This is a genomic window from Paenibacillus glycinis (assembly GCF_009909185.1).
In the GTDB taxonomy this organism is placed as follows: domain Bacteria; phylum Bacillota; class Bacilli; order Paenibacillales; family Paenibacillaceae; genus Paenibacillus_Z; species Paenibacillus_Z glycinis.
On sequence record NZ_JAAAMV010000023.1, the window covers coordinates 94822 to 121785 of the forward strand.

Below are 26964 nucleotides of genomic sequence, written 5' to 3' on the forward strand. Positions count from 1 at the left end.
GGCTCTGCGAAGTTGGTTGGAAAGGATGCCTTAGATAGCAGATAGCGTTATTACGTTGTTCAACGACGCTATTGTCTTTCAAACCACGTCAATTCTTTGGTAGCAAGCAATACTTTTGCTCCCGCTACTTCGTCATATACATTCAATTTATAGTTTTTCATCAATTGAATGTTTGACAGTATGTCCGAATCACTAAATACAAATTCAAGTGGGATGCTTGTTCCGTATTTTAGAGAAGCTACAGATGCTGACTGACCTCCGGTAGGCGGCTCTTCCGTGCTGCTTTGATTAATCGCAAATTCCTTAGTATACGTTGTTTTTCCATAACCTTGGTCAACGAACTCAAACAGCAATTTATGATCTCCCGCGACGTAATCATAGGCTGGATCCAAGACCAAATCATAATCCATGTTCATTTTCACGCCATCCACAGTCGTGCCCGAAACACTAAACGTTGCTTGAATATTGCGCATGCTGAGTGCGTAGGCAGAGAATTTGATGGCGTTGAAATCATTTTTAATGACAGGCGTTTCATTTTTCATGAGATAGGATACTGGATTGACGGTGATTACCTCATCCGTAGTCGTATCTGTTTTCACTTTTACTCCATTACCGATGATAAGGCGATAATTATTCAAATTAAATGATTTTGTAAATTGCCCCCAAGCCGAGATAAGCGCTTTTCCATTTGAAGTTAACTTATCTTTTACGGGAGTAAACGTTACCGGTACGATGACTCCTGCATCATCCTCCAAATAGCCGCTGAGGTCGGACATTAACGCTGCTCTCGCTTCCATGTTTGTCATTTCGAATTCGGTATAAAGATAGTTGTTTTCTTCATTCGTGTACACGTTCGCATTAATTAATTTAACGTTTGATTTGCTACCAACATTATTGATGGCATATATGCTTTGGTTGGAAATTTGAGGAATGGATGATACAGCTTGGCTTGAATACTGATACAACTTTTTGGCATTGGCATCCTTTTGCGATTGCGTTAAAACAAAACTGATTTTATCCACCGTTGTCGTGTATGGGATCTTCGAGAAAACTACCGTATGATAGGTGCCATTCGGTGCAATATTAATCGTTTGATCCAATCCCACAGCAGTACTTTGAGCGTCGACTTTAACGCCATTGATCAGAAAGTATCCCGTTAAATCAGAAGGTACACTCTTTGATGAATTACTCTTATTAGTAATACTCAATTCGGCCAGTAGGATATCATCGTCGCCAGATGGGGTCCTTTGAATGGAGCTTAGTTGTACGGAATAATCGTTATTATAGGTAAACGAACCTCCTACGCTTCCTTCCTGACTCTCGGTTTGAACATTGTAAATTCCAAGCAAATAGCTTTCTTGCGCATCGGTAGCAGCGCTCTTTACAACCAATTTCAGTGCTTTGGATTGCAATGACTTAGGAATGGTGCCAGATAAATTGATATCCTGCTCGATTTTCGGCAACAATACTGTATTATCGCTTTTAGCAAATGTTAAGGGATAAGAAATATTGTCTGGCGTTTGAATTGAAAATTCAAGACCAGGCATCGTTAGAGCAGATACGTCAATGTTATTCAACGTGAAGTCCAAAGCAATGTCAGTACTGCCATCATTCTCATTCAAGATTGCGTTTTTAGCCAAGGTCTGTATTTGTTTCCCCCCAAGATAAACCACTCGGGATTTATTCGCTTCCGTAGCAGACTGAGGTTTTAGCGCAGGCACTTCAAAAGATCCATTCGGTATTTCAATTTTATTCGTATCGTCTTTGGTAAAAGGAATAAGGGCTAGCTTCTTTCCAGTTAGCGTATTAGGAAGCTTAGCATGCAAAGATATAATTTTGCGTTCCTTAGGTTGAAGGGAGGTTAGATCTGCCGTGTTTGCAGCGATATCAAATACGGAATTACTATCCGTTTGAAGCGCAAAACCAAGTTGGCTTAGAGCGGCACTGCTAGAGCCTACATTCTCAAGCAGATAGTTAATCGTTAAATAAATTCCGCTTTGATCTTGTGTTATGTAGTATTGTTTGACTGCGCCTTTTATTTTCGTATTACTAAACAACATCACGCTCGGTTTATACAGAGGCGTTTTGCCGATAGAATTTCCGTTGTATTGGATAGTTGCCAAACTTCGTTCATAGTTAGCAACCGAGAAATCCCACTTTACAATATTGAATGAAAGGTCCGTCAGCTTAGTATTACTGTCTACGGTTGTGTAATAGGTAAGATTTATTGAAGATTTCGCTTCTACATACTTGATATCTTTATCTTCATCCGTCACCGTAGATTTATACGTCTTGCCATTTGAGCTTTTAACTTTGATCCAATAATCAAGTAGATCCAGTGATTGTGTACTATTATTTGTAATGGTTACGGTATAAGCAAGCAGTAGACCCTTTCCTTGCATCAGCAGCTTAGCATCGCGGATTACTAAACTTTTCCCCGTTCCTAATGACACCACTTTACTCGAGAGAGTATTTGACACAGTTGCCGCCGAAGCAACTTTCATCAATGGTATGGGTTGAAAAAGCAAACCTGCAGCTGTTAAAGCCATGATCGATGTCTGCACAATTCTCTTCACATAAATTCCTCCTGTTTCTTATTACTATTATAGACGTTCCTTGACATCTATTTGTTTCGGTCGATGATAGACAACATGTGAGGAATGTATAAAAGACCCCCGTGCATATGCACGGGGGTCTTTTATTAAGCTTGAATCACGATCGGCAAATTATTGAACTTTAACGGACACAGTTCCGACAACACCGTTTTTCGTGATGTAAGAGATAGTTGCTACGCCGTCCTTAGTTGCGGAAGTCGTAATCGTTCCATTTTGTGCAACAGCTGCGACGGAAGAATCAGACGAAGCCCATACGCCACTACCTGCTGGCAAAGCAGTAACGTCTACTCCATACTGATCTTCTACGTACAGATCAGCTTTAACAGAAGTGTCAGTTGCGCCATTTCCAAGGAGAAGTTCTGTTTTGTCAAATGCAACTTTAGCCGCATAAGGAGTTGCATCCGAAGTTGTTACTGCCAGTTCAGCCAATTTGGTTGCGCCTTGGTAAGCAGCAATCGTAGCCGTTCCTTTTGCGTTGGAGAAAATCTTAGAACCTTCTACGTTTACAACGGACAGGTCAGTCGAAGTAATCGAAGTTACGAATGCAGCTTGATCAATTGCAACTGTTTTGTTATCGGATGTCTTACCTGTCACAGTAACAGTTTTTGCATACTTGCCGGTATCACCAGCCGAAGTGTTGGTATCCTTTGCATAAAGCGTACCGATTGTATCGATTGCAAAGTTTACAACCTTGTCATTGCCGATTACCGTAACTTTTTGCTCATAAGACGAGCCAGCTACCGCAGTACCACCGTTTGTGAGGCCGATAAGCAGTGTAGAAGTACCTGCAGCAGCACCTTCAACAGTCAGGCCGTCCAGAGCAGTTACATCGCTTGCAGCTTTTTCAGTTACAGCGAGTGCATAACCAGCTGGAAGCGAAGACATCACACGTCCCCAGTTATCAACAACTTTCACACTGTTAAGGTCGATTACGTCAGAACCGCCAATTCCGTACAGAGTAGCCAGATCTTTCAGACCAGCAACTTTAGTCGGAACTGCTTTTTCTTTGATGTCAACGGTAACTTGGCTTGCGATTTGGTTGTTAACCCAAGCGTAGATTACAGTCGATCCATCCTTAGTATCATCCACGCCGAAGTTCAGAGTCAGTTCGCCTTTGCTGTTCCACTTAGGCGTTACAGTTCCACCACGGTTAGTTGTGAATGTTACTTGAGTGTTGTACGAAGCTTTTGCAAAATCGCCTTTTGCAATTGCGCCACCATAGTTATCACTTGCAACAAAGTTGAAAGCAGCATCTTCACCTTGAGCTACGAGAGCACCAGGACCTTGCAAAGTGAATTTACCAACTTTAGTTGCATCTTCAACTTTGATTGTTACCGAAGTGGAGACGCCATTCTTGGAGTTCAAAGCAGTGATAACGGCCGTACCAGCATTACCTGCAGTGAATGTCAGAACGCCATTCTCGTCGACAGCAAGCGAGTTAGCATCAATGATGTCATTATTGCTAGAGATAAATTGAACATCATCGAATTGAACAATGTTGTCAGTAGTGTTAGTATCAGTAGCTTTCGAATTCAGCACATATTTAGTTCCAGCAGCATCCAAGAAGTTGTAAGGAATTACAACACCTTCATCTCCGGAAGTGATGCGAGTGGATCCTTCAAGCGGTTTAACTGTATCGATTTTCATCGTAACGATAGCGCTACCGTCAGTTGCTTTGAAGGATTTATTTGCGGAAATACCTGTGTCTGGGTTAAGAACAGAAACAATGATAACATCGTCTTTTTCAACTTTGTCGGTTTTCAGATCAACAGTGTAGTCGCCATCAACAATAGTGTAATCAAGCGCTCCTACAGTTGCGTCTGTACCGTCAAGAACATTGACATTCAAGTTCGGGTTTTGTACTTGTTCACCAAATTGGTTGAGTACTTTAATGCCCAATTTTTGGTTGTCAGCAATGACCAATGCTGTTGCGCCGATCTCAATTTTGGAGATTACAGCGTCAGCTACCGTTACTTTAACAGCTTCAGCACCGTTCACACTCACCGAGTATTCGCCAGCTGGCAGATAGTTAGAAGTCACGTTAACCGATTTTTTGTCTTCAGACAGAGTCGTTGTGACAGAATACGGTACATCGTCTTTCTTAACTTCAACTTTCACGGCAGCTTGCTCAGCAGCATTCAAAGCTTGGTTGTATTCAACCGAGATTTTGTTTGCGCCAGTTTGCGAAATCTTCGATACTGTCGCAGCTTGAAGCGTAACAGTAACTTCATACGATTTGCCTTGGTATTCAACCGTTACCTTTGTAGCAACGCCATTAACCAGTGCAGTATCAAGAGCTTTCTTGACTACGCCACCGTCGGAGAACGTTACTTCGATGTTCTTCTCGTCGACGATTTTCGTGGAAGCAACTTTGACAACGTCAGCTGCCAGATCGTAAGTAACTTCTACCAACAGTTGGCGAGTTGCGTTTGTTTGGTAGGAAGGAAGCTCAGGAAGAAGACCAGCTTTAACCGCAGCTGCTACATAACCTTTCGCCCATTCGGATACTTTACCAGTTACAGCATCTGTCGAAGGTTCGATGCCTGCAACCAGGTCAGCAACTTTCGCGATTTGTTCAACCGTTACTTGACCGGATGGACCGAATTTGTTAGCGCCCAGACCGTTCATCAGTTTAGCTTCCGTGGAAGCGCCGATGAATCCAGCTGCCCAGTGAGTAGCAGGAACGTCTTTGTAGACTTTGGCTGCTGCTGCGTTTTCTTCAAGTTGCGTAAGCTTCGTAAGTACTTTCGCGAACTCAGCGCGAGTCATTTGTTTGTCAAGACCAGCGGAACCGTCCGGATACCCGTTGAAGATACCCAGTTCTTTCAGAGCGTCGAACTTTTGTTGTGCTGTAAGATCCGGTGTAGCTGGAGCTGTTGGAGTAGTTGGTGCTGCATCGTCAGCGAACGCTACCGACGCTGTAGTCAGTGTCATAGCTGCTGCCACTAATAGAGATAAACTTTTTTTCATAACCTTTTTTTCTCCTCCTCTAAATTGCTTCGGGTCTTGAGAGTTTTGTTTAGAATATTGTTTGCTCGTTTGTCTCATTAGCCGATTCACCCCCTTTCACGAGTTGAGCATAATTCGTATAAATAATGTCTGCAAAAAGTGATTCCTTGTAGGAACTTGTCGCAGAATCTTGTAAATAAAAGTAGGCATGAAAAAAATGGTAGGGTCCGAACGCCACTATAACATTATACAATGGGCACTTACTAGCGTAAAGGGCTATTTCATAAATAGTACCAGGCCCTTCCAGCGGCTAGTTAAGCTTTCTTACCGCCATCTTCATGTAATTAAACGCAGTGGTTTCAAAAAAGTTGCGATGTCGAGAAAAAAACTTTTAAAAACTTTTTCGCTCGGTATTTCTCGAAATTTTTGTCGATGCGTCGTATGAACCAGGACAGGCTGTCTACCACGGATTTAATTATAGAACGAATGGCCTATTGCCGTCGATAGATAACATTTCCCATGTATAGCGAGCACTACTAAACGCTAGAAATCCATGCAAGAACAAGAAGACTGCCCTGGCATCGCCCAGGCAGTCCTTTGTCAACCATTTTAGTTCAGTTTAGGCAGTCGCTTCAGATCGGCAAGCATTTTGCCGGTGATGATCGCCGCGTCCGAACGGAGCAAGCTGGAATTCGGCTCGAAGGTATATCCCTTTTTCGGATCCTTCGAATCGATAGGGGAACCTTGAATGTAAAGCTTCTTCGCGATTGCAAGCACTGAAGCCTTCGCATAGTAATCGATGTCCGAATAATCTTTGAAGGATTTCTGCAATGCGGCATCTATCTTCTTCGGATCCGTCTCCAGCTTCAGGTTCAATGCACGCGCAAGGAAAACGGCAGCATCTTGTCGCGAAAGGTTAGCGGTCGGTTCAAACGTTCGCGGCTGCGTACCGCGGATGATTCCTTCTCTCGCAGCCGTTTCGATGTAACTGTAATCCCAAAGCGCATCTTGGTTAATGATCGGCGGCACATCATCGAAATGCGGTTTGCTCAGTTCATAGTTCAGCGGAATATCAAGCGCTTTGACGACCATCCGAGTAAACTCCCCGCGCGTCGTGTACATGTCGGCTCCAAAATCGTCAAAATTGGCCGCGTTCATAATGCCCTTCGAGAAAATGGCCTCCATATAGTTGCGCGCATATGGATGATTCGTGACATCCGAGAACGAATACGTCATCTTTGCAACAACATAATAGCCGAATTGATCAAATGGAACGGTGATCGTGTTTTTCTTGGTATCGACGGTTCCGCCCATATTGACCCAGAACTTATTCTCTACATCGTAACGGAAAACCGTAACGATCGTGCCCGCGGTATTCCGAATATTCGGATCAAATGAGAGCGCCAGCGTCCCGCGCTTAGACGTAATCAATTCACGATCGTCCGGACGCTCATCGTATGTTGGAATCTTCGTTCCTCCAGGTCCGGTTGCGCCTGGATACTGATATGGGTCTACGCCCATCTTGAGCGGATCGTAGCTCGGCGTAGTGGTATCGTCCGCAAGCCCGGCATCGATCCAATAAACAGGGCTGGATTTCGAGAAGCGAGTCGGGAACGAAACTCTAAACCGGGTACCGAAGTTTTGCATGATCAAATCAAAATCCGGCGGCGGGCTGTCGTATTCGCGGCGGTCAACGACGCCGTCTTCGGGGTTGGCGATCGCGAACAGCAGTTTATGTCCCGTAAATACTTGGTCTTTCAAATTCGCCGGCACGTTGAAGTCCCTTCGAATGAGCGCCGTTCCTTTCGGGAAGGTCAATGAAACCGCGCCATCAAACACTTTATTCGTGGTGCCCATGTCATTCAAAAATTGCGCGCCCGGAATGTTGGTTGGCGTATAGGTAACCTCGATGAAATTGCTGACTTTATCCGAGGCGCTCTCGATCGTGAAACTGATCTTATTCACGCCCGGTTTGAGCCCGTTAATGGTTGCCTTGTAAGCATTCGGATATTCGATGCCGTTGATCGGATTATTATCGGCATCATAAGAAAATTTATCCGCTGCCACTTTGTTAATTGTTACCTTGTCCGCGCCCTTGGCATTGATGATGACATCGACGAAGTTCTTGTTTACGATGCCCTCTGCCGGCAGATACGGACGAAGGATTTTATAGGGCAGTACGGTTGGGTCGACTTCCAGGCGATAGGTTGCCTTAGGACCGGTCTCTCCGCTGTTGAATACATTGAATAGATAAACGCTGGAGCTGCCGTCGGAATTCAGCTCCTGCTTCTTAAGCAAGAATTCGAAGGATTGCTTCGACACGTCATAACGCACGACCAAATTCCCGTTAATGCTGGCGTTGGCCGGATACATGCCCATCGGAGTATCGCCATTCACGATTTGGAACGGATCCGTTAGTTTCCATGTAATCGGCGTCGTCAACGACGCGCCTGCAATCTTTAAAATATAATCGCTGGCCGGAACGTGATTGGTCGTGCCGTCCGGTGCCATGAGCGAAGTCATTTTGCTGATGACTTCACCGGGCGATTTTCCCAAATCGATAAAATCGAACGTTCCGTACACGTTCATGAACGCTTCCGTCGTGTTGTAAAGCGCTCCGTTCTTCGTGAAATGCGGGTCATTCGTTATCGGCTTCGGATCCGTGATCGCATCCTCGAACGTGAACGGGAAGATGCCTAATGTGTCCGGCGCAGGAATTACCGGAAGGTTGGTTGGAACTTTGTTGACGGTAACGACTTTCTCATAGTAGCTCTTCGAACTCTGGAAAACAAACTTGATCGAGTTTTCACCGTTAAACAACGCGTTGAGCGCATCCGTATAAACATTCGTTCCGATTGAAGTCGTCTCGTCCAACACGAATTTGGTGATATCGGTACTATCCACCGCTCTAAGCGGGAAAGCTACGTTATTAATGTAAAAATAGATCGTTCGCGGTTTGTTATTACTCGTGTTGTAGTTGATCTCGGACGTGTTATTGATATTTTGCAGCACCCCTTGGAAATTGCCAAGCTTGCCATGAATAATATCGTTCACCCGTTCCGAAGGTGACAAAGTAGAATCATCATTAATCGTCATGCCATCAAAAATCGTATTAAAATTCGCATAAGGCCCATATAGCATCGTGAATTTTGCTGAAGCCGCATTCCCGTTCCCTACCTGAACCGTGATCGTTTGGGTGCCCTCATACGGCAGCTTGTAAAACTCCAATACGACGCGGGTAAACACTTGCGGCGCACCGTTAACGGTCTTCGTGACGGTAGAAGTCTCCCGAACGGCGTATTGTCCGGATGCAAGCGTACCTCCCGGAGCCGGCAATGCAACCTTGGTCGGCACCGTTGCCGGGTGACCGTAATTGTCCGCGATCCCCGTTACCGTGACAACGTCCGCACCTGCCGGATTGCCGACCAACACTTCAATACCGATCGGCAGACCGTAAATATTCTTTCCGTCCAGCGAGATGCCTTCAATGCCTTGATAGCTTTCAGGCTTATAACCGGGCAAGTAATTGATTTGACTTACGAACGGCTTATTCTTATCGTGCAGCGTGAAATAGAGCGCGTCCGTGCCCTGTTCGGTAGGCGTCAAATTCAGGTGCGCATTTTCTTCGTTACGCGCCGTGAGCTTCAGATTATACAAGGTATCCAGCGTGCCGGCTGTAATGGCGCCGAGATTGATTTCGTATTGATAAACGAAAAATTTATCGGTAACTGCCGGACTACCGACGATCGTTGCATTGCTGATAGCGGATGTGAGATCCGTGTATGCAGAATCCGTTGCTTTCTTTAAGGCTGCCTTTAGAGAAGCAAGAGGTTTTGTCGGATCCGGATGAGGCAACGTCGCCTTCGTCGGCGGCGTGGTCGTCGGGTCGATGACTTCGTCATATACGCTGTTCGGAACGATGACTTTTCCCGTCACTTTAAGCGTGTTGCCGGTGGTTACGACGAAGTTCGGGCTGTATTCCAATGCGGCCGACTGCAACGTGGTCATATTGTTCATTTCGTTGATATTCACATCATAGAAGGTAACGCTGCCGTTATAAAACGCGATATCGCGCGAGGTCTCGATTACCTGGGTTCCGTTCTTGATACGTATCGTGACCAAGTTCTTGCCTTTTTGCAACGTAATCGGAGCTGCTGCGAACGAGTTGTCATTGCTGCTGTTAACGGAGTACGTCTTGCTGCTTCCATTCACGACAATCGTTACTTGCTGCGCGTTCGGCGCTTTACCCGTGATGCTGATATCGGCCGTATTGCGGCCGCGCGAAGTCGTGGATTGGACGACAGTCGTTCCGTTCTCCTCGATAGGGAAGTTATTGCCGTCCAAGTTGGCCGTCAAATCATACAGCATTGGGCCATTGCGATACTCAACATAAATAGAATTGCTGACTTCTCCGCCGCCCTGCGTTCCTTTGAACGTAATTTTGTTTAGTCCCGGGAAGAGTTGAATGTTAAAAATCTGCACGTTAAAGCCACTCACCGACACATTGCTGGTGAGGTTTTCCCGTACGCTTCCGAGTTTCGTTTCGTCGGTAGGGTCAATGATCTGGTACACGCTGTACGAGATCGAGGATGGGTCGACATTGTTGATCGTTCCTGACAAGGTAACGCGTTCGTCCGTCGTGACGCGGGGCGAGCCGATTTGGTCGCTTTCGCTCGGGAACGTGAAGTTACCTGTTGCGGCTTGGGCGGTTTCGATCTTGCTTGCCGGCACCAGTTGAATAATCAAGGCCAGCAAGATGAACCATGTACCTAATTTCCTAATCACGGTAAGCCTCCTCCACTTCATTCCATACACATAGTTTGTATCATTGTTATCGGCCTTGCGGGACTAAAAGTTTAGACAAGTCCCAGAAAAAGCCGGGCCATCATCGCGCCAGAACGCAAAAAACTCTGTTCCCGATTGGGAACAGAGTTTTATTTTACCAGGCGCAATTATTTCGATCGGGACTGCTCCGTCCTTAACAGCAAGCGCTGCAGGAAACTGATAAGCGGCCTGCGGGACTTGTCGACGATGCCGATCAGCTCGGCTCCGATCTGAAGGAAGAATACGAGCACCAAGATAACGCCGAAGGTAATCCAATTGGCGGCATCCGACTGTACGATCGTGGACTGCAAGATCGCGCATAGTCCGAAGAACGACGCGATGGCATAGATAATCAGCACCGTACGACGATGGCTGAAGCCGAGCTCGCGCAGGCAATGATGCAAATGGCCTTTGTCCGGAGCGAAAATCGGTTTCTTGTTGATCCATCTGCGGATGATCGCAAAGAACGTATCCGACAGCGGCACTCCGATGATCAGCAGCGGCGTTACGAAAGAAACCATCGTCACTTGCTTGAAGCCCAGCATGGAAAGCGTCGCCAGACCGAAACCTAAAAACAATGAACCGGTATCGCCCATGAAAATCTTCGCCGGATGAAAATTATACACCAGGAACCCGATGACGCCGCCCAAAAGAAGCGTACTCAGCAGAATGACCGGCGCAAAGCCCATGACAGCCGCCATCACAAGGATCGTACCGATCGCGATCGCGGACACGCCTGCCGCCAATCCGTCCAGTCCGTCAATCAGGTTGATGGCATTGGTAACGCCCACGATCCAAAGAATCGTGATCGGTATGCTGATCCACGAAGCGACAGGCTGCATGGCCTCGCCGAACGGAATGTTCAGCAGGTCGATTTTGACGCCGAAGCCGAATACGACGACGCAGGCGGCAATGATTTGACCAAGCAGCTTCACCTTGGCCGACAATTCAAAACGGTCATCCAACGCGCCGATGAGGACGATAATGGAACCGCCCGCGAGCATCGCGTTGATTAAATTTTTATCGTAGCTGCGGAAGAGACCTTCCGGAATAAACGGCTGCACGGCGAAATAAGCGCCGATGAATGCAGCATATATACCCAAACCGCCGAGACGCGGCATGATCTTCGTATGAACTTTTCGATGATTCGGCTTGTCGATCGCCCCGACCTTGAACGCGAGTTTGATAACAAGCGGGGTAAGCGCCAGCGCAAGGCATAACGAAATTATGAATGCGGCTGTATAGAGAACGACGTGACTCATTTCCATCTCCCTTTCCTAGCTATCGCCGGATAGAATTATACGCTGTTTGGAAAAGAAACTCCACTCTCATTTTCAAGCGATTTCCACGAAATACCCGATGATTTCGCGTGCTTGGGCCTGGTTTTGCGACATTTTCTCTCACGCACAGCGCTTTCGCTTCGTTTTACGGCCGTATAACTAGATGTCCGCAGGAACCTATGGTTGGATGAGGTAACAGCTTCTATATATAGTTTAACGAATTTTTGCCACTATTTGTTTCGCGGGTTTGCGCGCTTCTTGCTTCAGCCGCGCGATAACGCCGCCATGCGCCGTTCGCCATTCCGCGGACTCGTCGAGCAGTCGGCCTACGGCAGCCGCAAATGCGTCCGGGTCCAGCGATTCGGTCGTCCCGATCGGCTTCAACCCCAATCGGTTCAGGAACTGATCGATCTTCGGATCGTACGAGAGACCGATAAGCGGCACCGATTGATTTGCCGCATAGATCAGCGCATGCAGGCGCATCCCGAATAGCGCGTCGCACCGGCTGACTTCAAGCAGCATCGCCTGCGGGTCGTCGCCCGGCTGCGCGATCTCGGCGACGCTCTCGCCAAGGTCGCCGAGCTGACCGATCACCCATTGCGACGCTTCCGCATCCGAGGGGGTGTGAAACGGGAGAAACCGCAGCCGCACCGCCCGGCTGCGGGCCAGCGCGCCAAGCGCGGCCGCCGCGCGCGCCAGGTCGGCGCCGTCCTTGCGCCAATGCCGCAAGGACACGCCGACCACCGGCAGCGGCGATTTCCCCGCCGCTGCCGCCGGCTCCGCATCGGCGGCCCCGCCGCCGCTTGCAGCTTCGCGCGCAAGCGGCAACCCCATGACCGGATCGGGCACAACGTCGATCCGGTCGCGCGGCACGCCCATCCGCCCAAGCAGCTCGGCGGACTCCGCGTCGCGCACGGACACGTACGCGCTCTTGCGCATGACGCCGCGAATCAGCCGATCCATCCATCGGCGATTCACGGGACCGATGCCTTGCGCGTAGATGAAAGTCGGCTTGCCCAGCAGCTGCGCCAGCTTGATGACGCCCGTGTAGTACGGGATCGTCGCCGCGCCGGTCGCATCCTGCAAGAGGCTGCCTCCGCCGCTAATGAGGCCGTCGCTGCCGCGAATCGCGCGCACGATTTCGCCAAGCTTCATCCGGTGCACGGATTCCACGCCGTACATTTTGGTCGTCCAGGCCGGGTCCACCGACAGAACGACGGGAACAATCTGCACGCCTTGCTCGGCGCCTTCCTCCGCGAGCGCGAACAATATCGATTTGAGCACCGCTTCGTCGCCGCTGTTACGGAAACCGTAATAGCCCGAGACGACTACGCGCCGGATTTGAGGCTTTGCTTTGTCTTGACGAACCGCGGTGACCATCGCTTCCAAACTCCTTCCAACACCTGCCATACGCCGATCAGCACGATGCCGATCAGGGCGCCGAGCACGAGCCCGAGCAGGACGCGAATGAGGGAGATCGGAAGCGGCGTATGAATATGGGCAAAGGTATCCACCATCGACAATTGGCCGATGGATCCTACGATAAATAATACCCACGCCGCGCGATAACGAAGCGCCAGGAATAATCCGGCAAAGAAAAGCGGATGCGACAGCAGGAATTCCTTCGTTCTCGGCCGCACGCCGAAGGTCGTTTCCAAGAAGTTACGGAACGTAAGCTCGATCGACGACGCCGATCCTTCGTTGCCGGTGCGCGACAGGTAGTACATCGCTGCCACGCCCACGAATGCGACGACGACGACCCACAAAACCGTAATTTGCATCTTCAACAGTTTGCGGATATTGCCGATGACGGAATCGCCCGTGTAGAGGAACACATAAAGCGCGGTCAAGGCGATCGGAACCAAGTGAAGCATGCTGACGCCCCTAAATTGTTCCAGCACGAGCTTGTACGTAATATTGTTGAGTAAGCCGACGACGAAAGGAATGCCGCAGAGGGAGATGACGGATGTCGTCGCGAAGATCGCGATTGCCATCGTGAATCGGCGTCCCGCGGTGATGCCCGGGAAGATCCAGCGGAATTGGCCGCCGTCCGTTCGCGAAGCAACGCCATGGTCCCCGCCGCCCACCGGGCGGCGATTGCCGATCGTATGGGTTCTGACGCGACGAATCGCCCATACCATGGCGAGCGTCGGCGCGCTGATGGCCGCGCCGAGCGCGAGCCCCTGTTCGAAGACGGATTTGGAAAGCACGTATAAGCCCGCGCTTCCGATCAGTCCGATGATGAATACCGGAATCGCTGCTCCCACTCCGGGGAGGAATGCTTGGATCAACAGTGCGATGAACGCGATCGCGCCCAATGCGACAAGCGCTTTAAGCGGCTTTTGCCAAGAAGGGGATGAATAGTCGAATTTCTCGGCAGGACCTGCCGTATACCCGAGCTTGTCCAACTTCGCGAGGAAGCCGTCTTCGCCCTGCAGGGAGTTGTAGATGTTCTCCAGCGGGTCCGTAATGGACGACTTGGCCGAATTGCTGGCAGGCGCGGCATTGATGTAGAACATGCGGATGCTGCGGTCTTTGACGGCCAGTTGGAAGCGGTCCGCGATGTCGATCGGTTTCAATGCGGCTGCGTCGCGTTCGGACAAGGAATAAAGTCTCGCTACATTATAATGCGTCAGGTAAGCGAGCGAATTCATGCCCTGTTGCGGTTTAGAATTCTCAATCGTGGCGATTCCGATTCCATGCTTGTCGAGCGAGTCGCCGAACGAAGTCAAGCTCTTCTTCTCGGCATTGTCGCCATACCCTTTGACGGCATTGCCGTCGAACAAAATCCGCGTAACGCCGATCGCTTGGTAGGAATCCAACAGCTTGTCCACGCTGGCGGCGTCATAAGGAATGCGGTCCGACAAACGCGGAACGATCCGGAATCCGGCGTCGTGAAGCATTTGCACGGTAACCGGGTCGGGCTGCATCGTTTTGAGCATCGCATCCTCGACCGGCGTTTCCAGCACGAGCCCGTTGCTGCCTTTGAAGCTGAACGGCGAGGTGGAGATATCCCAGCTTTTGAAAGTGTCCGCGATGATCGGACTCAACGATTCCTCGTCCTGCTTCGAATTGAAGAGCAAGTACGTAAAGTTCTCGTCCGCGCTCAGCGGCTTCCCCTGCAGGTCGCTTAAGGTGTCGGAGCCGTACAAGGAAATGCGTCCCGCCCACTTCAGTTCCTGAAGCGACGTTTCGAAGACGGCCATCGAGCTGATGCCTGCCGCTTTCATTTTGCCGAGCTCTTGTTGGATGAACTGCTGCGGATGGGTTTTGTAAGCCGATATTTGAAGCAGATCGCGGTAGTCGAAGACAATGTCCACTTGCTTGGAGCTGCGCTCCGTCTTCCACCGCGTCGCGCTTACGGGCAATGCCGCGATAATGCCGATGATGATCAAGATGCACAATGCCGCGATGGCTTTGCGATTCCAATGCTGCCAATTCTGACGCACAACTTCCACTCCTTAACGTATTCCGGCGGGGACAACGCCCCGCCCGGAAGCTTTCTGCTTAAGCCTTGCTGTCGACGCGCTGCATCACGGTTTCCGTCAGCGCCTTGATGGCGTCCTGCGCCTGGCTTAACGATTGACCGCGTACGGCAACATACACTTTGATTTTCGGTTCCGTTCCCGAAGGACGCAGGCAGAACCAGGAGCCGTCCTCCAGCATGTATTTGAGCACGTTCTCGGGCGGCAACCCGTCCAAGCCCGGCAAGTAATCCAATACCTTGGTCACGCGCACGCCGCCTACTTCCGTCGGCGGATTGCCGCGCCAGTCCTGCATGATGCCGGCGATTTGTTGAACGCCGTCCACGCCCTTCAGCGTGCGGGACTCCAGATGCTCCATGAAGTAACCGTACTGCGCATACAACTCCAGAAGCACGTCGTACAAGGTTTTGCCTTGGCTCTTGTAATAAGCGGCAGCCTCGCAGATAAGCAGCGAAGCGACGACCGCGTCTTTATCGCGGGCATACGTGCCGGCCAAATAACCGTAGCTTTCCTCGTAGCCGAACAAGAAGGAATGCTCTCCGCTCTTCTCGTATTGGGTGATTTTCTCCCCGATGTATTTGAAGCCGGTCAGCGTGTTCACGACCTCGGCGCCGTAAGAAGCCGCGATATCGCCGCCCATCTCGCTCGTGACGATCGTCTTGACGACGACGCCGTTCGCCGGCAGCTGGCCGCGGTCCTTGAGCGTGCCAAGCAGATAATGCACCATGATCGCGCCGGACTGGTTGCCCGATAGCACGACGTACTCGCCGTCATTATTGCGGACGACCGCGCCCATCCGGTCGCAATCCGGATCCGTTCCGATCATAATGTCGGCGCCGACTTCTTGGCCCAGCTTGATCGCCAGCGTGAACGCTTCGCGTTCTTCAGGATTCGGGGATTTGACCGTGCTGAAATAGCCGTCCGGTTGTTCTTGTTCCGCTACTATATGTACATTGGAGAGTCCTGCCGCCGCGAGCACTTCGCGCACCGGGATGTTGCCCGCCCCGTGAAGCGGCGTGTAAACCACCGTCAGCGCTTCGCCCAGTCCGTTTTTCAACAACTCGCTATTCAAGCTTTGCGCCGCGACCGTGCGGATGAAGTCTTGGTCTTCCGCTTCGCCCAGCCATTGCAGCAAGCCTTGGGCCTCCGCGTCTTCCCGGCTCATGCGTTTCACTTGATCGAAGCCAGTAACGGCTTGGATCGCGCCGATCACTTGCTCCGCGTCCGCCGGCACGAGCTGGCAGCCGTCGGAACCGTAGGCTTTGTACCCGTTATATTCGGGCGGATTGTGGCTGGCCGTTATGACCACGCCGCTAGTCGCGCCGAGCGCGCGTACCGCGAAAGACAACTGCGGCGTCGGGCGCAAAGATTTGAACAAATATGCCGTTACGCCGTTCGCAGCAAGCACAAGCGCCGCGTCCAGCGCGAACTCGGGAGAGTTGTTGCGCGAATCGTGGGCGATGACGACGGATGGTTTCGACGATTTGCCGAGGGTCCAATTCGCCAGTCCTTGCGTGGCTTTGCCGACGGTATACACGTTCAACCGGTTCGTCCCTGCGCCCATCACGCCGCGCAAGCCGCCCGTGCCGAATTCCAGCTCGCGGTAAAAGCGATCCTCGATTTCCTTGTCGTTGCCCCGAAGAGCCGCCAGTTCCTCTTTCGTCGCAGCGTCGATAGAAGGGTCCGCAAGCCAAGCCTCGTAACGTTCAACAGCAGTTTGGTTCATCTCCAGCATCCTCTCCATTTTTTATATATAGTTCAAGCGCGAAGGGGCTCGGTTTTTTGCCGGGCAAGGCCCGTTCGGCAAATTATTCCGGGTCCTTCAGCGCGAACATGATCTCGCCTTCGGCAACGACCTTATCTCCCACCTTGGCCGTGGCTTGTCCTTTGCCGATCGGCCCTTTGAGGCGCGTAATCTCCACTTCCAGGATCAACGTATCTCCCGGGGTGACCTGTCCGCGGAACCGAAAATTATCGATGCCGGCGAAAAACCCGATTTTGCCGCGGTTCGCTTCCACCATCAGAATAGCCACGGTTCCGACCTGCGCCAGCGCCTCGACGATCAAAACGCCGGGCATGACCGGATACGCCGGAAAGTGTCCCGTGAAAAACGGCTCGTTCATCGTCACGTTCTTCAGTCCGACCGCCCGCTTGCCTTCTTCCACTTCTAGGATGCGGTCCACCAGCAGAAACGGCGGCCGATGCGGAATGATTTCCTGGATTTGTCGAATATCGAGCATAGCTCAAACTTCCTTTCGTCGCGCATGTTATAAATTGCTTATTATTGTGCCACAATAAGGCCATCCTACACGAAACTGCAGTCGTGGGGTTAAGATAAGGGAGATTGAACGCGTGCTTCTTGAAGAAGTTCCGCGCGTTCGATCTCCTTTTTATCGTGTCTCAGGCTTCCCGAGCGTGATGCTCTTTGTTGTCCGCGTCGGTCGGCGTCCCCTTGATCTTCGCCTTCTTGCCCTCCCTGTTTAACGCCAAGAACAATCCGATGTAGATAAACGACGTGATGAACGAAAAGGCGATGACGCCCCACAAATACGTGCGCGCCCAAGGCATTTCGAAGAAAATAAAGAAAATCGCCAAGTAATAAAGCATTGTCGTCAGCTTGCCCATCCAGTTGGCGGGCACGGTTTTCTTCCCCCGAAAGTGAAAATAAGCCGATCCGACGATCATGCCCGCGTCGCGAACGAAAATCGCCGCGCCTGCGCTCCATGGAATATGTCCCGTAATCAGCAAGGACAGGATGACGGCAATCATCATCATTTTGTCCGCCAGCGGATCCAGCATGGAGCCAACCATGGTGACCTGTCCATACTTACGCGCCAGATAGCCGTCCAATACATCGGTCAATCCGGCAACCACGACGACCAGGAAGGCCCATTTCATATGATTCGTGGAGTCCGAGGCATATATGGCTACATAGACGGGAATCAACGCAAACCGAAGCATGGTGAGCATATTCGGTACATTCATAATGCTTACGCCTCCTTACCGATTAGGTGACGGGCGATTGGTTTGCGCGGACGGCAGGCTGCGCAGCATTCGCCCACGGGCGATTGGTTTGCGCGGACGGCAGCCGACCGTCCTTCATCCCAGATATGCGATGATCCGTCCTGCAGACATTCTAAACCATTATACCGCTACGCTGGAAAAAATAAAACCTCGCCCAAGCCCCAACTCCCGCGTACGGCACCGCATAAACGAGGGACTATTTCCCTCTTTGCGCGAACTAAATCTGGCAGAATATGCATAATGACTTCAATTTCCGTCCCAACGAACCGTTAAATATAGAGACACGATGAAACGCCGCCGTCCACGCAGCGCGGTATGCTCATCCCTTCATTATATAGAAGCTCGGCGGACGATTCGCTTTCCTTCTATTAATAAAGGAAAATTTCTGTCTCTGGAGGTTATGAATCAGCATGCGCACGAACAAACCCGCCGCCCCTGCCAAATTCCGCCCATGGCTCACTTTCCTGTTAGCCATCGTCTTGACGTTCTCTTCCTTTGCAGGACTGGCTTACGCGGACGACGTCGTCACCGGCATTTCCTTCGACAACGCTCCTTCCCCGGCCCGGATCTATATCGATGACGATACGCTGCAGGTCGACGTCGTCGCGTCCATATCCGGATCGTCCTCTCAGAAAAACGTCACGTTGGACGCGGCTTGGACCACCTCGAATTCTTCGATCGTCAAAGTCACGAGCGGACAATTGACCGCCATCGCCAAAGGCAGCGCAACGATCAGCGCTACCTATAAAGGCTTCAAGGTCTCCCTGCCTGTCACCGTTGATTATTTATATGACAGCGTGACGATCAAGAATGACGGCACTGCCGTAGATTCCGCGATTAACGTCAAACTGGGCGACGAGCTCGACTACGACCTCATCGCCGTCAAAAGCGGATCGGCCGATCAGAACGTCACCGACGACGCGACGTGGACAAGCTCCGATGCCGATGTCGCGACGGTCGAAGACGGCAAGATCAAACTGCTGGCGGCCGGCGTCACGACCATCACCGCCAAATTCAAAGGCAGAACGGACACCGTTAAATTGACCGTTGCCTCGCCTTACAAATCGCTCTCGCTCTCGAACAACGATTTGTTGGAATTCACCTACGGCGATCCGACGGAAGCCTTGACGGCAACGTCGCTCTCCACCGAAAGCGTCAGCAGCGACGTCACGGGCAAAGCGACATGGACGACGAGCAGCGCAACCGTCGCGACGGTCGACAAAGGCGTCGTAACGCCCGTCGGCGTAGGCACGGCCACGATTACCGCCGAGTACCTCGGCGTGAGCAGCAGCGTGACCGTCGTCGTAAGGCCGGCCTTCGAAGCGATGCGCCTCACCCCGAAGGAAGATCAGCACATCCTGCTGAAAGAAAGCCCGGTTCCTTTTACCGCCGTCGTACTGAACGGCGATGACGCGCCGCTTGACGTCACCGCCAAAGCGACGTGGACATCCAGCAACGTGTTCGCCGCTACCGTCAGCAAAGAAGGGCTCGTGAGTCCCAAAGGAATCGGCGCCACCGTTATTAAAGCATCGTACATGGGCGTCACGCAGCAAGTAAACGTAACGGTTTATCCGAGCGTCAGCAGCTTGACGGCGGCCAAAGACAAGATGGACGCGTACGTGGACGACGACAACGTAACGCTGCCGAAAGTTTCCGCCACGACGATCGCCGACGAGACGGTGGATGTATCGAGCGTCGTCACCTGGACCAGCAGCGACAAAGACATTTTCGATAAAGTAGACGGCAAGTGGAAAGCGAAGAAGGTCGGCAAAGTCACCTTGACGGGCGCCATCCAGTCCAAGTCCGTCACGGTTACCGTGAACGTGCACGAACAACCGCTGATGCTGAGCTCCGACCAAGAGAACTTGTCGGTTGTCATCGGCAAGGACACGAAGCTCCCGACCATCACGATGACGTACGACAGCGGCAACGAGGAGGACGTCACGTCCTTGGTGACATGGAAGAGCTCTTCGGCCAACCTGATCGTGAAGGCCCCGAACGTCAAAGGCATCAAAGCTTCGGCCGTCACGCTGACCGCTACGTACCTGGGCAAATCCACGTCGATCCGCGTCACGATCGAAGAGGAAATCACCAAACTGCTCGTGGATAATCTCGCTCCCGTCTACAGCCCGGCGCGTACCTATACGCTCAAGGTAACGGGTGTCTACAAAAGCGGCAAAACCGTCTCCCTCGCCTCCAAAATGAACTGGACGATGGATTCGGAAGAGCTCGCGACGATCAAAGGCAGCTCCATCAAAACGATTAAAGAAGGTACCTTCAAGCTGACCGGCACGTACCAAGGCAAATCCGTCGTCATCTCCGTCTCGGTCATCGGCAAGCTGAAGAAAATGACGCCATCCAGCAAATCGCTGACGATGGCGCCCGCAGCGAAGGAAACCGTCAATGTGACCGGCGAATACGAAGGCGGCCGCGTCGGAGACGTAACCAAGGCGGCTCTATGGACAACCGGCAATAACAAGGTAGCAACCGTCGAAGACGGCGTCATTACCGCGATCGCGAAAGGCTCGACTTATGTGCGCGCGAAGGTAGAAGGCAAAACGATCAGCATTCACGTATCCGTAAAATAATCGCTTGACCGGATTCAGGCCCGCATCTCGTCGTTGGACGGTGATGCGGGCCTTTTGCACGCTTCCCGGAACGCTTGCCGCTTGGTGACCAGCCTAACACCGCCCAGAGCACAAAAAGCCTGCTTAGCTGGGCTAAGCAGGCTCTTATCGGAAATGCCGCATTCAAAGCTCCGCTTTGAACGCAAACCAATCCTTTATCGGAATGCTGCATTCAAAGCTCCGCTTTGAACGCAAACCAATCCTTTATCGGAATGCCGCATTCAAAGCTCCGCTTTGAACGCAAACCAATCCGATTAATCAGCAAAGATAAGGTCATACATATGCTTCCATGTCTCGATTTTGAGAATGTCGCCGCCCGGCTGTTTGCCGACCACCGCGTAGCCGATGTACATGCCGCCCAGGATGGCCAGCACGCACAGGATGGGCACGATGCTTTTGAGCAGCGTCCACCTCAGCGCGCGGACGGCCGGATGGCGTTTCTTGCGCACGTTCGTCTTTTCTTTCGCCGCGCTCGACTCCCGCGTCGGGCGCTTCCCGGTTCCGCGGACCGCATCCCCGGCAGTCGAAGCGCCGAGCAGGTTGCTGCGTTCCGCGGACGTTACGCCCTCGAGACCTGCGGCTGTTTCTTTCTTTGAATCCATAGGCATTCACTCATTTCCTATGCGCGCAAATTGTTCGCGAGCCCCATCATCGTGTCGCTCGATGTCAATGCTCTTCCGCTAAGCTGGTAAGCCCGCTGCACGCTAATCAAATCCGTCATCTCGTCAGCCAAGACGACGTTGGATTGCTCGAGATAACCTTGTTTAATGGCGATTTTGGACTCCGCGCTAGCCGTAACGTCGTGCATCACGTCGCCGACTTGAACGCCGTCGGCTACCGTAAACAAATTGTCCGACACCTGCGTCAGCAGCCCAGGCTTGTCTACCTGAACCAGCTTGACCTGGCCAAGCTGCAAGATGTCTCCCGCGGGCGTCGTGCCGATCACATTGCCGGAAGCATCGATGCGAACATTCGATTGCACTTCCGCCGGAATTTCGATCGAGCCGCCGTTGACGGAGGCTACCGGGTAACCTTCTTTGGTGGTAAGAATATTGATGCCCATATTGGTAAAGGTAGTCTGGAACGATCCGCCTCGCGTATAGCCCGTATGCCCCGCGTCGTCCACGGTAACCTGGAACAAAGCATTGCCTTCGATGGCCACGTCGTATGGCTGGTCCGTTTCTTTCAGCGGCCCTTGGGCCATATCCGGCTGCACCATCGTGAGACGGGAACCCCAGCCTTGGTTGAACCCCATCGGCGTAAGCCGGCCGGGCTGTTTGAACGCATCTGGCTGCTGCTTCAGCGTCGTCAGAAGGTCTTCGAACGTACCGACCTTCCGTTTGTAGCCGACCGTATCCACGTTCGCGATATTGTCGGCCAACATGTCGAGCTTCTGCTGCAGTCCGCTCATGGACGCCATCGCACTGATCATTGAGCCGTTCATTCCTGTAGCCTCCCCTGCCTTGCGTTCCTATACGCCGAAGTTAGATGCGTCCGATTTCATTGACCGCTTTATCCATGCTTTTATCGTAAAATTGAATGATTTTCTGGTTCGCTTCGTACGCTCTTGCCGCCGACATGAGGTCGACCATCGACTGGGCGGCATCGACGTTGGAGCGTTCGATGTAGCCTTGGCGCACCTCGACGCGATCGGTCGCGTTGACGGCCCGTACGCCCGTCTCGCCGTCCGCAAGCTTGAACTTGCCGTCGCCTTCGCGAATCAACTGGTTCGGGTTCTCCACCCGCGAGATGAGCAGCTGCCCCGCGCTCGCGCCCGTCAGCGGATTCACCAGCCGGTTATCGGCCGTGATCGCCAGGTCGTTGATGGTCATGCCCGCCGGAAGCTGGAACGGATTGCCGTCCGCGGCAAGAACGCGGGATCCGTCCGGCAGCGTCAGGAAACCCTGCTCGTCCAGTTTGAACTGACCGTCGCGGGTATAGCGGGTCTCGCCGTCCTTGTTCTGCACCGTGAAGAACGCTTGCGGCTGGAATATCAACTCCCCGTCCGCCGTGACCGACTTGCCGGAAGAATCGAAATTAACGCCGGGCACGCCGATATCCGAGGAAATCGCGAAATCACTGAATTGATTGGTCTGCATCAGATCGCCCTGCAGGTTGATCTGCAGGCTCTCCTCCGCGAAGACGCCCGTGCTCAGCTTGCCGAGCGATTTGCCGTTGTCGACGTCGTCGCTTCCCGTCAATCGCAGGAGCATGTCCGGGAAAGAATGGGTGACCGCGTATTTCTGCTTATAACCCGGCGTATTCATGTTGGCGATATTGTTGGTGATGGTATCATGTCTGTTCTGCTGCGAAATCATTCCCGCGGCAGCCGTATAAAGTCCTCTTAGCATGGAGATCCTCCCGGGCGCTTGTCTGATTATCCGAACGTTGAAACCTTACCGTATATATCGGATAAACCCGTTCCGTCATGAATAGACAGGCATTGCGTCTAAAGACCTATTCTGCAGCCATGCTCCTCGGCGCGCCTCCCTACGGCACCCTACCCGAACATCGGCTTGCCGCCTATTCCGTCGGTCCTAGCGCTTCGAGATATCCCGGCGAGGCGCGCGGTCAAGATGGTCCAGCAGCAGGCCTGTCCCTTTGACGACGCAGTGCATCGGATCCTCGGCGATCAGAACCGGCACCTTCAACTCTTCCGCGAGCAATGCATCGAGTCCGCCGAGCAGCGCCCCGCCGCCCGTCAGGATGACCCCGCGGTCGATGATGTCGGCCGACAGCTCCGGAGGCGTTCGTTCCAGCACGGATTTGGCGGCCGAGACGATCGACGACACCGGCTCCCAGAGCGCTTCGCGCACTTCTTCCGAGTAAATCGTCACGGTCAGCGGCAAGCCGGTTACCATGTCGCGTCCGCGAATGTCGATCTCGTCCCTGAAGCCGTTGTCGTACACGGTGCCGATCTTGATTTTGATATCCTCGCTCGTCCGTTCGCCGATCAGGAGCTTGTACTTGTTTTTGATATACTTCATGATCGCTTCGTCGAACTTGTCTCCCGCGACTTTGATCGAGGAGGCCGTCACGACGTCGCCCATGGACAGCACGGCCACGTCCGTCGTGCCGCCGCCGATGTCGACGACCATGTTGCCGCTCGGCTGGTAGATGTCCATGCCGGCGCCGATGGCCGCCGCTTTCGGCTCTTCTTCCAGAAAGACGTCCTTCGCGCCGCTGCGCTCCGCGGCTTCCCGGATCGCCTTCTGTTCGACCGACGTAATGTTGGTCGGGGCGCAAATAAGAATGCGCGGGCGGCTGTACCAGGACCGGCCGCCTACGCGATCGATGAAAGCTTTAAGCATGATTTCCGTTATTTCGAAATCGGCGATGACGCCGTCGCGAAGCGGTCGGATGGCAATGATGTTTCCAGGGGTCCGTCCTACCATCCGATGCGCTTCCTCGCCGACGGCAAGCACGCGTTTGGTCTCGCTTTCGATCGCTACGACCGAAGGCTCATCCAAAACGACGCCTCTCCCCCTAACGTGAATGGACACATTTGCGGTTCCCAAATCAATCCCGATATCCTTGCTAAACATAAGTCTGAAGTCCTCCAGCGCGAATAATAGTCGAGTACAATCCTCATCCAGTATAGTATTCGCTGAATTGAACGAAAATCCTCTATTTTTGTAGAAAAAATCGCTTACGATTTTGCCGCGGCAAGGACTTCGCGCTTGCGTCCGGAGCTCTTCTTGTACTTGATCTTGGTTGCTTCTCCTCCCCTCAGGTGCCGGATCGACTTGTGGTATTCCAGAATGTGCTTGACCTGATCCGCCAAATCGGGATTTATCTCCGGCAACCGCTCGGTCAAATCCTTGTGCACCGTGCTTTTGGAGACCCCAAATTCTTTCGCGATCGTACGAACCGTATGCTTCGTCTCGACGATGCAACGGCCGATTTTTATGGTCCGTTCTTTGATATAATCGTGCACGCTCCCGCCTCCCTACTCGAGATAGTTTGGTACATTATATGAGGGGTACGGGTATATATTCTTTGTGTCCAAGCGTGACAAGCCCAAGAACTGCAAATATTTTCAAAAGCGGTCCCGAAACACAAAAAAGAAGGCAGGGAGTCCCTGCCTTCGAAAGGTTTTGCGGCCCATTGCCGCCTTGCCGTTATTGCTGCGCGTTTGCGCTCGCGGTTTCGATCAGCGTCGAAGGATCGATCGCTTTGCCGTCCTTGCGCACTTCGAAGTGCAGGTGGACGCCGAGGTCTTTCTCCAGCTCGTCGCGGCCCGCTTTCGCGATGACGTCGCCTTGCTTCACGTCTTGACCGACCGTGACTTGCACGTCGCTGAGGCTGTTGTAGATCGTCACGAGGCCGCCGGCGTGCTTGATTTGAACCACGTTGCCGTTAACCGGGTTTTTCTCGGCTACCGTTACGACGCCGCTCAGTGCCGCGGTAACGTCGAAAGCTTTATCTTCTTTGCCGAGGTCGATCCCCATGTTGGCGACGATCTCGTTGTTCGGGGCTTCGATCAGGGCAGCCTGGCGGTCTTCATTGCTGGACTTGCTGCTGTAGAACGGTGCCAATACGTCGAGCTGGCTCTTGTCGGCCGGCCATTTCATCGTTTCGTCTTCCGACTTTTGGATCATGGCTTCGTCGTCCGACGGCGTAGGCTCGTCCAGGGTTTGCTCATCCGTTACCCCTTGTGTGCTATCTACGGTGGTGCTGGCCGGTTTGTCCGTTGTTTCCCCAGCTCCCCCATAGAGCCACATTAAGGTTACGATGATTGCTGCGGCGGCCAAAAATGCTGATGGTGCTGCCCATTTCTTTGCCATCAGTTTTCTCCACGCAGACGGTTTGACGGCTTTGCCTCCCATTGTGTTTTTGGGAGCCTCTTCATTGAACTTTGATTTGTTATCACTCATTGTTCGATCACCTCACTAGCCATTGTTGCCAGAACCTAGCAGTTTATACGTGAGGGATTTACATTTTTTGAGATTGTTAGATATAGCGATCGGCGCTAGTCTAGCACGCCGGATGCCGGCACGACCGCGGCTCCCGAATAATAATGCGCCAGGATTTGCCGCGCCGTTGCGCCTTCCTTCGCCATTCCGTTCGCGCCCCATTGGCTCATGCCTACTCCGTGACCATAGCCTTTCGTCGTGAACGTCATTGCATTGCCAGAGATAGACCACGTGAAATCCGAGGATGCGAGAGCCAATTTCTCGCGAATCTCTCTTCCGGTGAAAGTCTTCCCGCCGAGCTTGACCTCCTTCACCCGGTCGCCTGACGTCATGCCCACGATGCGCATGCCGCGGATCTCGCCCGTCTTCACGCCGAGCTTGGCCGCCGCGTCCTTCAGTCCGATTTCGACGGTCTGCTCGTATTTGGGCGAAATCGCCTTGTCCCACGGGCTGGCCACGCTGCGCAAATAAGGCAGGTCCAGATTCCAATAATCCGAAGCATTCTCCGTATACCCGTTGCTCGTGGAGAAAAACGACGCTTGAATCGGCTCGCCGCCGTACGTGACGATCAGGCCCTTCGTTTCCTCGACCGCCTCGTTCAGCTTCCGCAGATTCGCCTCCTTCACGGTCCCGCTCCAGCGGTTCAGCAGCGCGCCGATCGATACGTACGCCTGGTTCATGACCGTATCGTCGACGTCGGCCTTCTGCTCCTTCCCGCTCAGACCGCTCCTGTCGCCCGTCAGCAGCCGCCTGTAGATGTAGGTCCGCGCGGCAATCGCCTGCGCCTTCAGCGCCTCCAGCTCGAAATCGACCGGCATTTCGCCGGCCAGGACGCCTCGCACGTAAAGCTCGATCGGCATTTTCTCGATCTGCCGCTCCCGGGTCAAATACACGGATACCCAGAGCCGGTCGTACGCGCTGAGCACTTTGGACTGCTTGTCCGCGCTGTCAATGCCCGAAGAGGCCGGGATGTCGGCCTTGGGCGTCTTGGGCACCGAGGCGGATGCCGCGTTCGGCGGCCCGACTTCGGACTCACGCTCGGCCGGCGCCGATTCCGCGATCGTCCCTATCGATTCCCGGCCTTCGGATGCCGTCGTCCCCGGCGCCATATAATGAACGATCGCTTTCACGAGAATCACGAGCAGCAGCCCCCATAGAAACCCAAGCCACCACCCTCTTGTCCAAAAACGACGGCGATAAGAGCGCCCTGCCTTCCACTTCGCTCGCTTCATGCTCTGCTCCTT

The 26964-nt window shown here is 52.5% G+C and carries 17 protein-coding genes; 1 reads left to right on the forward strand and 16 read right to left on the reverse strand.

The genetic code is table 11. From position 1 onward, the window contains the following. Positions 1 to 68: 68 nt before the first annotated feature. The 9 genes from GT019_RS22900 to GT019_RS22940 form a co-directional block, all read right to left on the reverse strand. On the reverse strand, positions 69 to 2576 hold the full coding sequence (locus GT019_RS22900; RefSeq protein ID WP_161745752.1) for a hypothetical protein: 2508 nt from the start codon (positions 2574 to 2576) through the stop codon (positions 69 to 71). A gap of 150 nt (positions 2577 to 2726) precedes the next feature. Further along, positions 2727 to 5663, reverse strand: coding sequence for an S-layer homology domain-containing protein (locus tag GT019_RS22905; RefSeq protein ID WP_161745753.1), 2937 nt, complete (start codon positions 5661 to 5663; stop codon positions 2727 to 2729). A gap of 510 nt (positions 5664 to 6173) precedes the next feature. After that, a complete protein-coding gene (locus GT019_RS32525) occupies positions 6174 to 10349 on the reverse strand; it encodes an S-layer homology domain-containing protein (protein ID WP_161745754.1) in 4176 nt (1391 codons plus the stop codon). A 167-nt stretch (positions 10350 to 10516) separates the two neighbouring features. Continuing rightward, positions 10517 to 11650 (reverse strand): glycosyltransferase family 4 protein, encoded by a 1134-nt coding sequence (locus GT019_RS22915; RefSeq protein ID WP_161745755.1) that lies wholly within the window; start codon positions 11648 to 11650, stop codon positions 10517 to 10519. A gap of 231 nt (positions 11651 to 11881) precedes the next feature. Continuing rightward, positions 11882 to 13048 (reverse strand): polysaccharide pyruvyl transferase CsaB, encoded by a 1167-nt coding sequence (gene csaB / locus GT019_RS22920; protein ID WP_161745756.1) that lies wholly within the window; start codon positions 13046 to 13048, stop codon positions 11882 to 11884. Next, on the reverse strand, positions 12997 to 15117 hold the full coding sequence (locus GT019_RS22925; protein ID WP_161745757.1) for a DUF5693 family protein: 2121 nt from the start codon (positions 15115 to 15117) through the stop codon (positions 12997 to 12999). Before GT019_RS22925 ends, csaB begins: the two co-directional genes overlap by 52 nt. Positions 15118 to 15175: 58 nt before the next feature. Then, the gene (locus GT019_RS22930; protein WP_161745758.1) at positions 15176 to 16888 is read right to left on the reverse strand and encodes a phospho-sugar mutase; all 1713 of its coding nucleotides are present in this window, start codon (positions 16886 to 16888) and stop codon (positions 15176 to 15178) included. 73 nt (positions 16889 to 16961) lie between these two features. Next, positions 16962 to 17393 carry a 3-hydroxyacyl-ACP dehydratase FabZ gene (fabZ, locus tag GT019_RS22935; RefSeq protein WP_161745759.1) on the reverse strand — a complete coding sequence of 144 codons (432 nt, stop codon included), beginning with the start codon at positions 17391 to 17393 and terminating at the stop codon, positions 16962 to 16964. A gap of 160 nt (positions 17394 to 17553) precedes the next feature. After that, entirely contained in the window at positions 17554 to 18138 is a 585-nt protein-coding gene (locus tag GT019_RS22940; protein WP_161745760.1) for a CDP-alcohol phosphatidyltransferase family protein, read from the reverse strand. Positions 18139 to 18587: 449 nt separating this feature from the next. Between GT019_RS22940 and GT019_RS22945 the strand changes: the two genes are divergently transcribed. Beyond that, positions 18588 to 20765: a hypothetical protein gene (locus GT019_RS22945; RefSeq protein ID WP_161745761.1), complete on the forward strand. Its 2178-nt coding sequence runs from the start codon at positions 18588 to 18590 to the stop codon at positions 20763 to 20765. A 293-nt stretch (positions 20766 to 21058) separates the two neighbouring features. Here the strand turns inward: GT019_RS22945 and GT019_RS22950 are convergent, their stop codons facing one another. From GT019_RS22950 to spoIID, 7 genes are all read right to left on the reverse strand, one after another. After that, the gene (locus tag GT019_RS22950; protein ID WP_161745762.1) at positions 21059 to 21412 is read right to left on the reverse strand and encodes a DNA-directed RNA polymerase subunit beta; all 354 of its coding nucleotides are present in this window, start codon (positions 21410 to 21412) and stop codon (positions 21059 to 21061) included. A gap of 11 nt (positions 21413 to 21423) precedes the next feature. Next, positions 21424 to 22248 (reverse strand): flagellar hook-basal body protein, encoded by an 825-nt coding sequence (locus tag GT019_RS22955; RefSeq protein WP_161745763.1) that lies wholly within the window; start codon positions 22246 to 22248, stop codon positions 21424 to 21426. 40 nt (positions 22249 to 22288) lie between these two features. Further along, positions 22289 to 23155 carry a flagellar hook-basal body protein gene (locus GT019_RS22960; protein ID WP_161745764.1) on the reverse strand — a complete coding sequence of 289 codons (867 nt, stop codon included), beginning with the start codon at positions 23153 to 23155 and terminating at the stop codon, positions 22289 to 22291. A 186-nt stretch (positions 23156 to 23341) separates the two neighbouring features. Beyond that, positions 23342 to 24349: a rod shape-determining protein MreB gene (gene mreB, locus GT019_RS22965; RefSeq protein ID WP_161745765.1), complete on the reverse strand. Its 1008-nt coding sequence runs from the start codon at positions 24347 to 24349 to the stop codon at positions 23342 to 23344. A 104-nt stretch (positions 24350 to 24453) separates the two neighbouring features. Next, positions 24454 to 24741: a sporulation transcriptional regulator SpoIIID gene (gene spoIIID, locus GT019_RS22970; RefSeq protein WP_090575384.1), complete on the reverse strand. Its 288-nt coding sequence runs from the start codon at positions 24739 to 24741 to the stop codon at positions 24454 to 24456. 184 nt (positions 24742 to 24925) lie between these two features. After that, positions 24926 to 25405 (reverse strand): M23 family metallopeptidase, encoded by a 480-nt coding sequence (locus GT019_RS32065; RefSeq protein ID WP_235949031.1) that lies wholly within the window; start codon positions 25403 to 25405, stop codon positions 24926 to 24928. A gap of 371 nt (positions 25406 to 25776) precedes the next feature. Further along, a complete protein-coding gene (gene spoIID, locus GT019_RS22980; protein ID WP_161745767.1) occupies positions 25777 to 26952 on the reverse strand; it encodes a stage II sporulation protein D in 1176 nt (391 codons plus the stop codon). Between the last annotated feature and the right edge of the window lie 12 nt (positions 26953 to 26964).

What these genes read in the sequence shown, in the direction of transcription:
- GT019_RS22905 (WP_161745753.1), bottom strand. Translation starts at nt 5,663, where the DNA reads ATGAGACAAACGAGCAAACAATATTCTAAACAAAACTCTCAAGACCCG.
- fabZ (WP_161745759.1), bottom strand. Translation starts at nt 17,393, where the DNA reads ATGCTCGATATTCGACAAATCCAGGAAATCATTCCGCATCGGCCGCCG.
- GT019_RS22950 (WP_161745762.1), bottom strand. Translation starts at nt 21,412, where the DNA reads ATGCCTATGGATTCAAAGAAAGAAACAGCCGCAGGTCTCGAGGGCGTA.
- mreB (WP_161745765.1), bottom strand. Translation starts at nt 24,349, where the DNA reads ATGTTTAGCAAGGATATCGGGATTGATTTGGGAACCGCAAATGTGTCC.
- GT019_RS32065 (WP_235949031.1), bottom strand. Translation starts at nt 25,405, where the DNA reads ATGATCCAAAAGTCGGAAGACGAAACGATGAAATGGCCGGCCGACAAG.
- csaB (WP_161745756.1), bottom strand. Translation starts at nt 13,048, where the DNA reads ATGGTCACCGCGGTTCGTCAAGACAAAGCAAAGCCTCAAATCCGGCGC.
- GT019_RS22960 (WP_161745764.1), bottom strand. Translation starts at nt 23,155, where the DNA reads ATGCTAAGAGGACTTTATACGGCTGCCGCGGGAATGATTTCGCAGCAG.
- GT019_RS22930 (WP_161745758.1), bottom strand. Translation starts at nt 16,888, where the DNA reads ATGCTGGAGATGAACCAAACTGCTGTTGAACGTTACGAGGCTTGGCTT.
- GT019_RS22955 (WP_161745763.1), bottom strand. Translation starts at nt 22,248, where the DNA reads ATGAACGGCTCAATGATCAGTGCGATGGCGTCCATGAGCGGACTGCAG.
- GT019_RS22945 (WP_161745761.1), top strand. Translation starts at nt 18,588, where the DNA reads ATGCGCACGAACAAACCCGCCGCCCCTGCCAAATTCCGCCCATGGCTC.
- spoIID (WP_161745767.1), bottom strand. Translation starts at nt 26,952, where the DNA reads ATGAAGCGAGCGAAGTGGAAGGCAGGGCGCTCTTATCGCCGTCGTTTT.
- GT019_RS22940 (WP_161745760.1), bottom strand. Translation starts at nt 18,138, where the DNA reads ATGAATGTACCGAATATGCTCACCATGCTTCGGTTTGCGTTGATTCCC.
- GT019_RS22915 (WP_161745755.1), bottom strand. Translation starts at nt 11,650, where the DNA reads ATGAGTCACGTCGTTCTCTATACAGCCGCATTCATAATTTCGTTATGC.